General features: G+C 64.5%; 5 protein-coding genes. 2 read left to right on the forward strand and 3 right to left on the reverse strand.

The window, feature by feature from the left end; translation table 11 throughout:
- Positions 1-296: 296 nt before the first annotated feature.
- Together proA and MFF01_RS21585 are read right to left on the reverse strand one after the other, a co-directional pair.
- Positions 297-6,266 carry an anti-phage protein ProA gene (gene proA, locus MFF01_RS21580; RefSeq protein ID WP_238228474.1) on the reverse strand — a complete coding sequence of 1,990 codons (5,970 nt, stop codon included), beginning with the start codon at positions 6,264-6,266 and terminating at the stop codon, positions 297-299.
- Positions 6,263-9,445 carry a peptidoglycan-binding domain-containing protein gene (locus tag MFF01_RS21585; protein ID WP_238228475.1) on the reverse strand — a complete coding sequence of 1,061 codons (3,183 nt, stop codon included), beginning with the start codon at positions 9,443-9,445 and terminating at the stop codon, positions 6,263-6,265. The genes proA and MFF01_RS21585 overlap by 4 nt, the downstream gene beginning before the upstream one ends.
- Here MFF01_RS21585 and MFF01_RS21590 point away from each other — a divergent pair.
- Complete coding sequence (locus MFF01_RS21590) at positions 9,416-10,576, forward strand: hypothetical protein (protein ID WP_238228476.1); 1,161 nt, start codon at positions 9,416-9,418, stop codon at positions 10,574-10,576. The two genes, MFF01_RS21585 and MFF01_RS21590, sit on opposite strands and share 30 nt — an antisense overlap.
- A gap of 156 nt (positions 10,577-10,732) precedes the next feature.
- Here the strand turns inward: MFF01_RS21590 and MFF01_RS22120 are convergent, their stop codons facing one another.
- Positions 10,733-10,999 carry a helix-turn-helix domain-containing protein gene (locus tag MFF01_RS22120; protein ID WP_306421629.1) on the reverse strand — a complete coding sequence of 89 codons (267 nt, stop codon included), beginning with the start codon at positions 10,997-10,999 and terminating at the stop codon, positions 10,733-10,735.
- A gap of 410 nt (positions 11,000-11,409) precedes the next feature.
- Here MFF01_RS22120 and MFF01_RS21605 point away from each other — a divergent pair, with 410 nt between their 5' ends.
- Positions 11,410-14,091, forward strand: coding sequence for a bifunctional diguanylate cyclase/phosphodiesterase (locus MFF01_RS21605; protein WP_238228477.1), 2,682 nt, complete (start codon positions 11,410-11,412; stop codon positions 14,089-14,091).
- Positions 14,092-14,292 lie beyond the last annotated feature (201 nt).

The raw sequence follows: 14,292 nt of genomic DNA on the forward strand, positions 1-14,292 counted from the left end.
CTTTTCAGGAGGCAGGCCAGTGAGCCGCGATCATCGTGTCGACCTCGTCAGCGCACCGCCGCATGGGCGACGCGAGAGCGGCTCGGAACTGGCCGGGCCTGGTTGCACCCTCGATGCCGAGCTCGTTCACGACCTCACGCGCGATACAGTCGGTTGCTTCTCGGACCGCAGGCACGACGAGCCGTCTCCGGCGCGGATCGTCCTGAACGCCTCGCGCGACAGCAGCCTCGAAGCTGCTCAGCAGAACCAGAGTCGTGACGATCCCGACACGCCTCCCCATCTCACGATGCGGCTGACTAGCGGGCGAGTTCGCTCGCCTTCTCGAACCGAGCCCGCGCGGCGGATTCGATACGAGACAAGCCGAGGCGCTGACCGATCATCCTGGCGCGTTCGGCTTCCGAGGCATGGGATGGCAGGGTGCTCGCGATCCCGACGAGTTCCGGCATCGGCGTGTCGGCGTGACTGCGGACGGCCGCGTCGGCCGGGCGGTGAGGATAGCTCGGGCGGGGCTCCTCGCCACGTGGCCAAAGAACGATACGTTCATCGTCCTCGGTTCGGGCAACGGATGCATCGATCTGCGCCGCGATAGCCTCACGGACGAGCGGGCCGACCCTCTGAATATTGTGAGCGCGAGCGATGCGCCGAATGAGCAGCTCCTCGTAGATCGGCCCTTCCACGGAGAGGACATGGTCGATCATGTCGCTGAGCGCCGGTCGGTAGGACGCATCGTAAAAGCGGCCCGGTTCAACCGGTCGACCGAGATCTTTCAGATCCGCGATCCGGTAGGCCCGCGCGTCATCCTCGGCTTCCAGACTCGGCGCTGGCGGCGCGACCGGCAGGACCTGATCGGCGTAGAGACGCTGCGGAATCGCGTCGGTGACGGGGGCCGGATCGTTCGCGGGCTCGCTCGGCATCTCGACGACGGGTGGAGCGACATCAGGCTCCGCCGTCGGCTCGTCGCGCTCCTCCTCGACGACCTCGGGTTCGACAGCCACCTCGATTATCGCTGCCGCCGCAGCCTTGGCGCGATCGGCTTCGAGATCCTCGACCAGGCGCTGATCGAGTTTGGCAAGCGCGCCCTCGGCATCCATCCACCACTCGGTGCTCCACACCCGGCGGATGCGCCATCCGAGATCAGTCAACACGTGCTCGCGCAGGCGGTCGCGGTCCCGGGCGGTGGCCGAGCTGTGGTAGGTCGCGCCATCGCACTCGACGCCGGCGAGGTAGCGGCCGGAAGCGTCAGGGTGGACGATACCGAGGTCGATCCGGAAGCCGGAGACGCCGATCTGCGTATGAACAGTCCAGCCTCTTGCCTGGAGCCCCGCCATCACCGCGGCTTCGAACGGTGATTCGACGTCGCCGCCGGTCGGCGCGAAGGCTTCAGCCAGCGCCCGCGCGCCGCGATCGGCGAACTCGAGGAAGTGCTTGAAGTCGCGCACGCCTTGCGCCCGTGTGCGACCGAGATCGATCTGCTCAGGACGCAGCGACGCGAACACAACGAGCTCGCGCCTGGCTCGCGTGATCGCGACGTTCAGGCGGCGATGGCCGCCGTCCCTGTTGAGCGACGACACCGTGGTGACCGGACGCCCGCTTTGGTCCGGCCCAACGGCGACCGAGAAGATGATGGCGTCGCGCTCGTCGCCCTGCACGTTCTCAAGGTTCTTCACGAACACCGGCTCGTGCCAGCGATCCTTGTCGAAGAACGGCTCGAGTTCGGGGAATGAGCGCCGCTGCTCATCGAGGAGGTTCTCGATCAGGCGCTGCTGCTCGCCGTTGAAGGTGACGACGCCGAGCGAGCGCCGCTCCTCGGCGAAGCTCGGCTCGCGCAGGCGACGCACGATCTCGGCGACGACGGCGCGGGCCTCCGGGCGGTTCACGCGGCCCGATCCCCGCTCGTAGACCCCATCCGGCACGAGGGTGAGCCGGACAGCCCGGTCGTCGGTCACCGGCGACGGGAACGTGACCAGCCGGCCGCCGTAGTAGCGGCTGTTTGAGAAGGCGATCAGGCTTTCGTGGCGGCTGCGATAGTGCCAATCGAGGTTCCGCCGGGGGATGTTGGCGGCGAGGCACTCGTCGAGGATCGACTCCTGATCCGTGACGTCACTGCCGTCCTCGATGTCGTCGACGCCGCGGTCACCGACGTTGGTCGGCGGCAGCTGCTCGGGATCGCCGACGATGACGACCTGCTTTGCCCGGGCGAGCGCGCCGATGGCGTCCCACGGGGAGATCTGCGAAGCTTCGTCGAAGATGACGATGTCGAACGGCTCCTTGTCGGGCGGAAGGTACTGCGCGATCGAGAGTGGGCTCATCATCACGCAGGGGGTGAGTTTGGTCAGGGCCGTCGGCATCCGTCCGAACAGCTTGCGCAGCGGCATGTGCTGCGTCTTCTTCGTGAGTTCGTGCGAGAGCGTGCCCCATTCCGGATCGGCTCCAAAGGCGGTCGCCCCCGGGATGCCGCCGCCGAGGCGCGAGCGGACAACCTGCTTCGAGAGTTCGGTGACGCGGGCATCGGCGGCGCGGAAGCGCAGGATGGCATCCTCGTGCCGCTCTGGCAGGAAGCTCCGCAGCACCGGGTCGTGGCTGACGACGCGGTCGATCCACCAGCGCGCATAGGCGGTCTCGAAGGCGGTCTCGGCGCGGTCGGGGGCAACACGCCCCTCTTCCAGGGCATCGATCAGCGGCGCGAGACCGGTCTGGCGGGCGTTCTGGGCTGCAGCTTGCCAAGCGCACCACCCCTGGGCGCGCCCCGCCAATCCCGAGCCCCAACGCCGGGCGCGTGTGAGGCTCTGTTCGATCCAATCGGCTTCGGCGGCCAACGGCTCTTCGGGATCGGCGCGACCTGCGAGGAGGCCGAGCGCCTTCATCGCGTCGTTCGCCCTCACACGATCCTGAGCGAAGGCGCTGTAGCTCTGCGCGATGCGACCGCCCTCGGCGAGGGCGCGGCCTTGGCGCTCGACAAGCTGCACGAGGTGAGCGCGCAAGCCGTCGATCCCGAGGGACAGGGGCCCAAGAATATCGAGCAGCTGCTCGACCTTCTCGGCCCAGGTGACGGCCGGAGCGAACTCGGACGCCGGGCAGTCCGGATTGCTCCACGGCAACCCGAGCCGGGAAAGGATCAATTCCTCCAGACATCCGGCTTTCACGTGCTTGGCGACTTCGATCAGACCCGTGAGATCCGGCCCGAGATCGGCTGGCAGTGGCCCCTCCGCGTAGGGTTGAACCTGGGCGGACACCCTTCGCAGTTTGCCGCCTTTGACCAGGAAGTTCGCGCCTTGGGCGGCGACCCACTCGGCCAGTAGCGCGCTCAGATTCTGATCCAGGATGCCCGGACCGTACTGGCCTGTGAGCCGGCCCAGCAGCTGGGCTTTCGTGGCCTGGAAGCGCTCGCGCGCGGCGACGGCCCGGCGCAGGTCGCCGGCTCCGTCGGCGAGGAAGGCGGCCCCGCAGCGCGCTTCCGACCGCATGAGGTAGTTGCCGAGCACCACCAGCCCGCGCGTGCCCGCATAGGTCGCGAGCAGAGAAGGTAGGCCGATCGCCTCGGCGAAGGTCTGCCCACTGACCCGAAGCGCGCCGAGCGTCTGCTCCACGGCCCGGATCGCCGTACCCATGTCGTCGCGCCAGACCGGCGACCACTGGGTGGCCTCGACACCCTGAAGCGGGTGATCCACCAGCGACCCGACTGACGCGAGGACGGGACGAAGCTCTCGGCAAGCCGCGCGCAGTTTGGCGAGCGTCGTCTCGTCATGGGCACGGTGATCGGGCCATGTGAGGACGAGCAGGGTCTCGGCACTGCTGGCTGCGATGACACGACCGAAGGCCTCGTAGGCAGAGAGCCCGTTCTCCCGCCGCCGATGCAGGGCGTTCACAAGGGCGTTGAGTTCCTCGCGCAGGCTCGCGAGCTCGCTCGTGGCCGCGTTCCAGGTGCCTTGCGACGGCGTCGAGCGCTCATGCCAGGCCCGGCGCAGCTGTCCGAGCACAGCCGATTTCCGGGCCTTGGTCGAATGGACCTCCAGGCAGTAGTCGCCGAGACCGATTTCCTGCAGGCGGCGCTGCACGACCTCCAGGGCGGCGGTCTTCTGCGAGACGAACAGCACGGTCCGCCCCTGTGCGAGGCATTGGGCGATCATGTTGCCGATCGTCTGGCTCTTGCCGGTACCGGGCGGCCCGAACAGCACGAAGTCCTTGCCGCTGGCGGCGGCGAGGACCGCCGAGAGTTGCGAGGAATCGGCCGAGAGCGGCGCGAAGACGGTCTCCGGCGGATGCTCCCGGTCGAGCCGGGTCGGCTCGGGGAACGGTGTTCCGTCGCCGTAGGAATGCTTGGGCGTGTCGATGAGGTGGCGCACGACGGGGTTGCGCTTCAGAACCTCCGCCCGGTCGACCAAGTCCTTCCACATCAGGTACTTGGTGAAGGAGAATGCCGAGAGCACAACCTCCGGTACGACCTCCCATCCACGCAGCTCCTTCACGTGCTGGCGGACAATTCGGAAGATGCCGTCGACGTCGTACCCGGCCCCGTCCCTGGGAAGATCCCCCTCCAACTCCGGCATGCGCAGCTTGAAGTCCTCGCGCAGCATCTCCAGCAGGGTTGGGTTGATCCGCACCTCGTCGTCGTGGAGAGCGAGCTTGAAACCGGCGCGCACGCTCGACCGCTTGAGGGTGACCGGCACGAGGAGCAGCGGGGCGCGATAGGCGGCCTCGCCTTCTTTCTTGGTCCACGACAGGAAGCCGATAGCGAGGAAGAGGATATTGGCCCCGCCCTCCTCGAAGCCGTTGCGGGCAAGCCGGTAGAGGTCGAGGAGACGACGGTCGAGATCGGCCTCGGTCGAGGTCGTGTAGATCTCCTTCCGGGCGAGGGCTGCCTCGAGATAGGTGCGGCGACCGTCGTCGTGGTGGCGTCGGGCATAGAGATCGGCGTTGCGCTCGTCGGATCCGGTCAGCACGTCCGAGAGCGGCTTCAGCCGAAACTCGGTGCCCGCTGCGAGGCCGTCCTCCAACGCTCCGGGGGAGACGCATTCGAGGCTGACGGAGCCCTTGCCCAGTTTGAAGTTCAGCAGTTTGTTGCGCAGCGTCAGGTCGAGCAGCTTGCGCTTCCAGCGCTCCACGCGTCCGACCGGGGTCTCTGAGGCCTCGTCGACCGGCGCGCTCGCTTCCTCTTCGAAGTTCGGCGGCGCGGACAGCATCTGATTCAGCGGGATCGTCGGTGTAGGCGCAAGATCCGTCGGTTTCCCGCCGCCGAGATCCATCGGACGAATCCCGCGCCGACGGCAGCGTCGGACGTCGATGGCAATCTCGAGCGCCGCCGGTGCTTCGTCCTCGACCTGGACGCTCCCCCGCACTGTAGCAACCTTGAACGTCGCCGGCGGATCGGAGGTCAGGAGCGTCGTCTCGACAAAGACCAGATCCTGAAGGTCGCGTCGCTTGCGGAGCAGCTGCATGTCATCGACGGTCGCGTTCGCGAAGTCATCGTCCTGCAGCCAGACGCCGACGAAGGCATGGCCGGTCGTGAGCACCAGCACCGGGTTCAGCCCTGCCTGTTCGAGGCAGGCGGCGTAGAGCAGGGAGAGATCGAGGCAGGTGCCAACCTTGCGTTCCAGGACATCGCTCGGACCGCGCACCTTCTGACCTGCCTGCTCGAAGCTCGCCGGCGGCAGGACATAGGCGATACGACGATCGGCGATAGCCGCCCAGATCGCCTCGGCGAGCTCCCAGGCACGGGCCTTCTTTTGCGTCGTGTAGCCGTTCAGACCAGTTTCGCGGCCGGCTTCGCCGAGCTTCGTGGCGGCATCGCGCAGGACGACGTCCACCGCCGGATCGTTCGGCCGCACAAAGGCTGCAAGCAATTCCGGCGCACTGCGACCGCCCCCCCAGTGAGAGGGGGGAAGCAGGCGAATTTCAGCCACGCTCCGCGCGCGTTCGCCGGCCGCATCCTCTAGGATCGTCGTCAGTTCGAGCCGGCTCGCCTCGGTGAAGCCGGCGAGCAGTGCTGCATCGAGGCGAACATCGACGGTCTCGATGTGATGGTTTGAGCCCGCCGGAATACGATCGATGCGCAGGGTCAGAGGCTGCACCACGGCAGGCCGGCTCTCGATCTGCAGCCGCAGATCCGTGAGGTCCTCTTCGGACGCATTCGTGATCACGATCTCGCGGATCACGGGAATCGCGTTCTCGTAGTACGCGAGGCTGACATGCTCGGTGGCTGAGCAAGCGACCTGGACGGCGTCCGGGACACCGATGTCCACGGCGGGTTCGATCGTCTCACCGTTCACTGTACGATCCACCGGCTCGAGAAGCGCCCGCCCTGTTTGTAGCGGGCAAGTTTAGGACCGACTTCGTCGCAGCTCTCGCCGAACGGGTCCCGCATGAGGCCGAACTCGGCATCGTTGACGTAGCCGGTGACGTAGCAGACGTCCTGGTACTCGCCTTTGATGCGGTTGCGCATCTTGATGCGCGTCGTCGCCAGGGCGGTCTCTAACGGGCGGTCCTTGTAGAGGGCGGTGCCGTAATCGAGGATCCGCGTCTCGGACGCTATGAACTCCCAGCGGTCATCGCGCTGGTCCTGATAATGTTGCGCGAGTTTGGGATAGCGTCCCGTAAATCCCACGGGGCGCTCGCCGGTTGCGAAGGCCTGCGCTTCCTCGCCAAGGGCCTGCTCAAAGAAGCGCGCCCGCTCACCGTATTGGACCCGCAGAGCACGCTCTTGAGCCGCCCGGCGGACACCCTCCTCGTTGGCTTTGGCGCTGTCGAGCTGCCGTCGCTCGTCCAGTTCGCGCTGGCGCTTGAACTGCTCCTCGGCGGTGCGAGTCTTGCCCTGATTGATGTCGCTTTGCGTTTGGGAGACCTCGGTCGGTTCGATCCACAGGGGCAGGTAGCGGTGGCCGATGCCGTCCCGGGTCATGGCGGCGGTGATCGTGGCAAGATCAGCCGATGCGGCGTAGACCGCGCCGCATTCGCTGCGCTTGATCGCGATGAAAGCCCCATCGGCCGAGGTGGGCGTGACGACGAGCTGGCCCGGAAGCTCATCGCCGATCCGGTCAGAAACGCGGGTGAGGATCGCCGCGTGCGCCTCGGCCTTCTCGGGGGCGACCCGGCAGAGCACGCTCGAGGTGTTTGGCACGACGACGACGCCGAACCCTTCGCCCTTGCGCTCGCGTACCAGGGCCTCGACTTCGTTGGCCTTGGCGGCTTCTGCCTGCCGCACGGATGCGAGCGCGGCGGCATCGAGGACATCGAGCCGGGCGAACAGGTTGCCGTTCACGGCCTCGACGAGGGTGATCACCCGGTCCAAGGGTTCGCGCAGAAGGCGCTCGCGCTCGGCGAAGATCAGGTCCTGCTGCGCGAGGCTGTTCGCGCCGCAGCTCGAGAGCGGCAGTTCGAGCTTGGCTCCGAGAGCTGCGCTGCGGTCGCGGATCTGCCGGTTCAGGAACACGTCCGACAGGGGCGCATGGTACAGGCACGCGGCTCCCCGCCCATCCTCGAACACGAGTTCGCCGCGCAGGTTGCGCACGACGGATGGGGCCTTGCCGCTGTCATTGTAGAGAATAATCAGGTCGCCGCGTCCGCCCTCCATGAGGAAGCGGCTTTTGGCGGTGATCGCTCGGGCAAGCTTTGCCGCCGCGTCGATGCGGCCGCGCTTTCCGGCATACGCCTCGGTGAGTTCCTTCAAACGGGCATCCGGCGTTTCGGCCGTGATCGAAGTGACCTCGGCGATGAATCCGCTGAGGAACGTCTGCAGATCCTGCGGGATGCCGCCCTTGAGGGTGGCTTCGGCCTCGGTCTGATCACGCTTCAGGCGCTCGACGAGCGCGTTCCGGCTACGCTCGGCCTGATCCCGTTCACGCTGACGCTCGTCCTGCTCGCGGGCGCGGCGTTGGACAGCATCCTGATCGGCCAGCGCGGTCTGCGCCGTGGCGACAGCGTCCGGGGTGATCCAGATCGGCAGGTAGCGGTATGTGATGCCGTCCCGGGCTAGGCCCTTCGCCAGAAGAGCGTGGTCTTTGGCCGTGCCGTAGACGGCTCCGCACTGACCGCGTTTGATCGACAGGAACGCCCCATCGGCGGTCGACGCCACCGTGGTCGTCGCGCCGCGTAGCTCGGCCTTTAGCAAGGCGTCGTAGGGCTGCAGAAGCCCATCATGGAGTGCCTTGTCGCCGGTCGCGATCCGGCAGATCGTGCGGGATCCATTGCCGAATGCAAGGATGGCGAGACCGTTCGAGGTTCCGCGGGCGACCTCGCTCTCGGCCTCCGCAGCCCGGATCCCCTCCGCCTGCCGCGCCGCCTCGATATCGGATTTCAGCACCGTTCCGCCGAGCGCATAGACACCGGTATCGACGGCGGACGCGATCATGCCGAACAGTCCTGCCTGCGCGCGCAAGGCACCGCGCTCGAAAGCGAGGAGATCGGCGCTCTGCTGCTGAGCGCTCGAGCACGGAGCCAGGGTTTCCTTGACCGGCGCACCGAGGCTGCGGGCCTTCGCGACCAGTTGCTCCAGGGTGATGCGATCGGCCGGCACGTCCGGTACGACGCAGGCGACGGTCCGTTCGGGATCGAAGACGAGATTGCCGTCGAGGCCGCGCACCACGCTGACCGCACGCGGGGAGCTGTTGTAGAGAAGCAGGAGATCGCCTGCCTCGCCCTCGACGAGAAAGCGGTTCTTGTCCGTGACCGCGCGCTGGACCGCCTCGGCCTCGCGCACACGCGGCTCAATCTGCGAAAAGCGCTGCTGAAGCGTTTCAGCAAGGCGAGGCAGATCCTGCGGTGTGGCCCCTTCCGATTGCTTCCGCAGGATCTCCAATTGCGGCCGCAGGTCGTCTGGCACCGGACCGTCGAGCAGCGCCTGAATGCGTTTGCGCTGCGCATCGAGATCACGCTGGGCCTGCAGCCGGGCGGTCCGATCTCGCTCTTCGCCCCCGAGATCCGTCAGATAGACCTCATAGCGCCGGGTGAGGGCATCGATCCGCCCGGGCAGGCTCGGATCCGTGACGAAGGAGACACTCACCGCTGTTGGGGCACTGCCGCGGCCGAGTCGGCCGGCGAGAGTGGTTCCGAGAAACCCGTCGCCGGACAAGCCTTCCGCCTCCGCGTAGGCCACGATGGCCCGGCGGGTGATGCTGCCGTAGACGCCATCGGCGGTGGCATCCGCTGGAAGATGCCCGGCGTCACGCAGGGCCGCCTGCAGCCGCACATGCTCGTCGATCGGCCGGTCAATTTCCTGCCGCGCGGAGACCGGCCCATCCCGCCCGACGCGGGCCGCCCAGACGGCCTTCTGTTTCTGGTAGGCCGCAGCGATGCAGGGGACGGCCTTCGTGCGCAGACCCGCCGCGACCTTGCCGGTTTCCGGAATGCGGCAGCCGTCGATTGTCCGCTTCACCAGATCGTTCGACTCAGCTTTGAGCTCCGCGCCGGCATCGGGCTTGAGGTGGCGCAGCGCATAGAACGCGCGTGCCATCTCGAGATCGATGCGCCGCAGGCCGGCATCCTCGCAGATGAGGATGGGCAGAGGGGTGTTCGCCCGTTCGCAATCGAAGGATGGACCGAGATCGCCTCCCGTTGCGACCGCCGCAGCCGGTTTGGCGGCTTGCGATGGACGCGGCGGCTCGGAGACGGCGATGGCGTCCTTGCGCAACTCGGCGAGCCGCTTGCGCAGCACCTCGGCGGTATCACCCTTTGTCCGTGCCTCGGCCTGAGCACGCAGGCTGCTCATGCGATCAAGGGCTGCCAAGCGAAGGGTTTCGGCCTGCGACAGTGCCGCGAGGCTGGCGACCTCGCGGGCGATCGCGTCCGCGTCGGCCACAGACGGACCGTTGCGGGCGTTCAGCTGCTGCTCGAGGCGGGTCTGGATCCGCGCAACTTCGGAGCGGACTACGGGAGAGGCATCGCGCTGAAAGTTTCCAAGGGTAGCCTTGTGAACCTGGAGCTGTTCGGACCGCCCTTGGGCCTCCACGCGCGCCTGTCGGGCTTCACGAGCCTCACCGGTCTCGACGTCGGTGACAACGATCCGGGTTCCGGAGAAGTGGAGATCGATGGCCTCCTGAGGCCCGACGGGCTGAACACGATTGCTGCCATCGCGGTAGGCAAAGGACTGATTGCACGTCGTCGCGACCGACCATCCGTTCTCGTCCGGGATCGTGCAAGTGAACCCGCGCCGCAGGTTTGGCTCGGTGAAACGGCGGCATTCCGTGAAGAACCCGGTCAGCCGACCATCATCCGGGCCAATGCCCCGCTGGATCATCGCGGCGATATCGGTGTTCCGCCGTGCCATGGCGCGATCGAGACAGGAGCGATCCCCATTGGGCAGGCGCGCCCAGGCGTCCCGTGCGGCTTGAGCCTGAGCGGCTCCGAGGAGACCGCCGAAAATATCGAGCGGCGTAACCTGTGCCGAAGCCGGCCCAAGCGTCGCGGTGACCACGATCACAGACCAGAAACTGCGCATCCCGCCCCAGGTCATGGTCTTTTCCTGCCACGCTCGATCAGAATGGTGTCGCCGGTTCGGGCTTCCTATTCAAGGTTGTTGCGGACAGATTTCAGCGAAATCAGAGGGCACTGCCGAACCGACGTCAGCAGCATGAAATTGCTGTGACTTCAGCGTATCCCGGCCTGGGCGCGTATGAGGTTCAAGACCACGCGCTGGGTCTCAGGAATTTCGATCTGCGCGTACGCGCGGACGAGTTCATCTGCGCCGTCGAGGCTGAGCAGGGAACTTAGTCCTGCTGCGAACGGCTGAGGTTCGTCGGGCTCATCGAAGAATGCCGAAACCGGGATCTCGAAGAGTCGCGAGCTTGGCCAAGCGATCCGCGGTGATCCGATTGGTCCCGTTCTCATATTTCTGGACTTGCTGGAACGTGACGCCGAGTGTGCGGGCAAGCGCGGATTGGCTGAGGCCTCGCGACGTTCGAAGCGCAACGATGCGCGCTGCAACGGCTCGATCCTCTTCCTCCGGTTGTTCTGGCAGGAGTTGATTGTCTCTCCGTTTGACGGCTCGCGCCTTCCGGCGGACCCTCATGTTAAGGTTTTACCTACGTTCTCGGCTCCACCTCGCAGAGGCATTGGAAGGCCCCGACAGCCACATCCGCCGCCTGATTGGCGACAAGGGCTACGACGGCGACCGGCTGCGAAAAGGCTTGCACGCGCGCAGCACTGTACCAACCATCTCCGCCACCTCGCTCGGGCAAACGCAAATTTGAATTTGGTAAAGACTGCCCTCGTGAACGTCGGCGGTGGGCGAAGGATTAAGCGCCTTCCGCACCGTGTTGCATCCGAAATGTCTCATGTGCCCGGCGGCTCATTGGCACGTTGATCGGTACGAGATTGGTGAAGCGAACGATACTTTCTTTCAATAAATTTGAGGTCAGGAATTACCGCGGGGCGGGATGACGCAAGGGGAACGTGCGGCAGATGCAACGGATTCGGTCGATGCTCGTGTCTCATTTCCGACCCGCCACAACGCTTGCTGCCTTTTTTGTAATTTCAGTATTTATCATTGCAACGGGTGCATCGGTCTTCGTAACCGATATGTATGATCAGGCGGCCCAAGAGGTCGAACGCGGCTTGGTTGGGCTCTCGACGGTCCTTGCCGATCAGGCCGATCGTTCTTTACAAGCTATCGAGCTCGTTCAGGACGCAATCATTCGTGACATGACCGAAGCGAACGTAGCAACGACGACGGACTACGCCGCCCTGGCAAGTCGCCAGGATCTGCAGCAGTCGCTGAAAACTCACATTGCGGCATTGCCGCAGGTCAACGCAATCACGATCGTTGATCACACAGGCAAGCTCCTCAATTTCAGTCGTTATTGGCCAATTCCCAGTGTGAATATCGCGGACAGGGACTATTTCAAGGCGCTCGCTGCCGATCCCCAGCTGCAACGCTTCATCAGCAAGCCCGTTCAAAATCGCGGTGACGGAACCTGGACGATCTATCTTGCTCGTAAGGTAACGGCTGGTGACGGGTCGTTCCTCGGGCTCGTCCTGGGAGCGGTCGAACTCAGCTACTTCGAAGGCCTTTATCGCCAGATCACGCCATCCGATGACGCTGTGATCTCGGTGTTTCGTAACGATGGCATGCTGCTCGTGCGGCATCCACACCGGGAGAACGCCGTCGGCAAAATCCATCTGACGACAGGGGCTGCTTTGATTGCGGCTCAGAGCCCGTCAGGCGGTGTCCTGCGTAACCAGAGCCCGATCGATGGTTTGGAACGGCTCATCGCAACCAAGGCTCTCGCCCGTTACCCACTCATCCTCAGCGTCAGCCGGACAGTAGAAGCGAGTCTCGCTCCTTTCCACCGGCAGGCCCTCGCCGTCGGTACGGCGGTGGCACTACTCGTCGTCTGCCTTGCGACCCTTCTGGTGCTTATCCTACAGCAAACACGCACAGAACGGCGTATCGCGAGTGCTGAAGAGCGCATGCGCAGCGAGCGAGATCTGCGCACGCACTACGAGCGCTTTGGCATCGCGCTCGACAACATGATCCAAGGGCTTTGCCTTTTCGATGCTGAACACAAACTTGTTGTAATGAATGCTCGGTTCGTCGATTTATACAAGATCCCACAACATCTTTGTCGGCCGGGTGTAAAATCGGAGGATCTGCGTCGCCACCTGTTGGCCCTACGCCCGGAAGCCGTGGGCGAATGGAGCAAAGTCGTCACAGCTCCGGCATCGGACACCCCATCCGCCGGTGCGAACGTTGTTCATTTCTCGGACGATTTAGACATCAGTATCCTTCGCATCGCTGTGCCAGGTGGGGGCTGGATCTGCACCCACGAGGATGTAACGGAACGCCGCCGGAGCGAGGAGCGCCTTCGTTTCCTCGCTCGGCATGATGTTCTGACGAAGCTCCCAAACCGCATACAGTTCGAGGAGGCTGTCGAACGTGAGCTTGCGATCCGTGCCGGTTCAGGGGAGGACGTGGCTCTTCTGTGTTTGGATCTCGACGGCTTCAAACAGGTGAACGATCTGTTCGGTCATCCCGCAGGGGACCGCCTGCTCTCCGAAGCTGCCGCGCGGCTTAAGAGTTTTGTCGGTCAGGGCTTTATAGCCGCGCGTCTCGGGGGCGATGAGTTCGCCGTGCTGGCGACAGGCCTTGACGCCGCTCGAACATCGGGAATGGCCGCTCAGGCGGTAATCAATGCGCTTAGTGTGCCCTACAGGGACGACGACCGGCAGATTTACATTGGCTGTAGCGTCGGCATCGCATCGTTCCCACGCGACGGAACTACGTACGATCAACTCCTGACCGCATCGGATATGGCACTCGCTCACGCGAAGAGCGATGGCAAAGGACGCTATCGCTTTTTCGCATCGGAGATGGACGCAGCGGCCCGTGAGCGGCATCAACTGGCTTTGGATCTTCGTGCGGCCATCGGCACCACGCAGTTTGCACTGCACTACCAGCCGCAGTTCGAAGCTGCGACGAGGCGCGCCAGTGGGTTTGAGGCTCTCTTACGCTGGACGCATCCAACCCTCGGGTCGATTCCTCCATCTCAGTTCGTGCCGCTTGCGGAGGAAACTGGATTGATTCTGCCGCTCGGCGAATGGGTCTTGCATGAGGCTTGCCGTGAGGCTGCATCCTGGGCGAACCCACTTACGATCGCTGTGAATCTTTCGATCGCTCAGTTCCAGCAGGCGGATTTGTGCGAGCGCGTTCGTGAGATCTTGAGCCAAACCGGATTGCGGCCTGATCGGCTCGAACTGGAGGTGACGGAAAGCTTGTTCTTGGAAACGACGTCACGGTCACAGGATGTCTTGCGTGATCTCAAGGCAACAGGGGCTCGCATTTCGATGGATGACTTCGGCACGGGCTACTCTTCGCTGTCCGCCCTGCAAGCATTCAGCTTCGATAAAATTAAGATCGACCGATCTTTCGTTGCGCAGATCGGGTTAACGAACAAAGGTGGTGCGATCGTACGTGCGATTTTAAGCCTTGGTGAGAGCTTGGGCGTTCCAGTGATTGCGGAGGGGATTGAGACAGAGGAGCAGCTCGCGTTTCTGCAGCAGCACCGATGCGCAGAAATTCAAGGCTTCCTATACGGTAGACCGAAACCGATTGCGGACTACGGCGGGCTCATCGATCCTGCAAAGTATCTCCTCGTAGCATAGGCTTGTAATGTCGCTGTGCTTTCAGAGTTGAGAACTCGGCACAACAAGAGCCGTGCCCACCGTGCAGCTGGCTCTCCATATCATCACGCCTGCCGGCCGCCTATGTCTTAAAATTCGGTGTTGAGCATGCAGCAGATTTCGTCGTGCGCCAAATTTTTCTACGTATAAGAGCCCGGTGCACTTGGCCTGCCTCCTGAAAAG

Source organism: Methylobacterium adhaesivum, from assembly GCF_022179065.1.
In the GTDB taxonomy this organism is placed as follows: Bacteria; Pseudomonadota; Alphaproteobacteria; order Rhizobiales; family Beijerinckiaceae; genus Methylobacterium; species Methylobacterium adhaesivum.

Bases quoted from the DNA above. Each gene is read 5' to 3' on its own strand.
- MFF01_RS21585 (WP_238228475.1), bottom strand. From the start codon at position 9,445: ATGGCACGCGCGTTCTATGCGCTGCGCCACCTCAAGCCCGATGCCGGC.
- MFF01_RS22120 (WP_306421629.1), bottom strand. From the start codon at position 10,999: ATGAGGGTCCGCCGGAAGGCGCGAGCCGTCAAACGGAGAGACAATCAA.
- MFF01_RS21605 (WP_238228477.1), top strand. From the start codon at position 11,410: ATGCTCGTGTCTCATTTCCGACCCGCCACAACGCTTGCTGCCTTTTTT.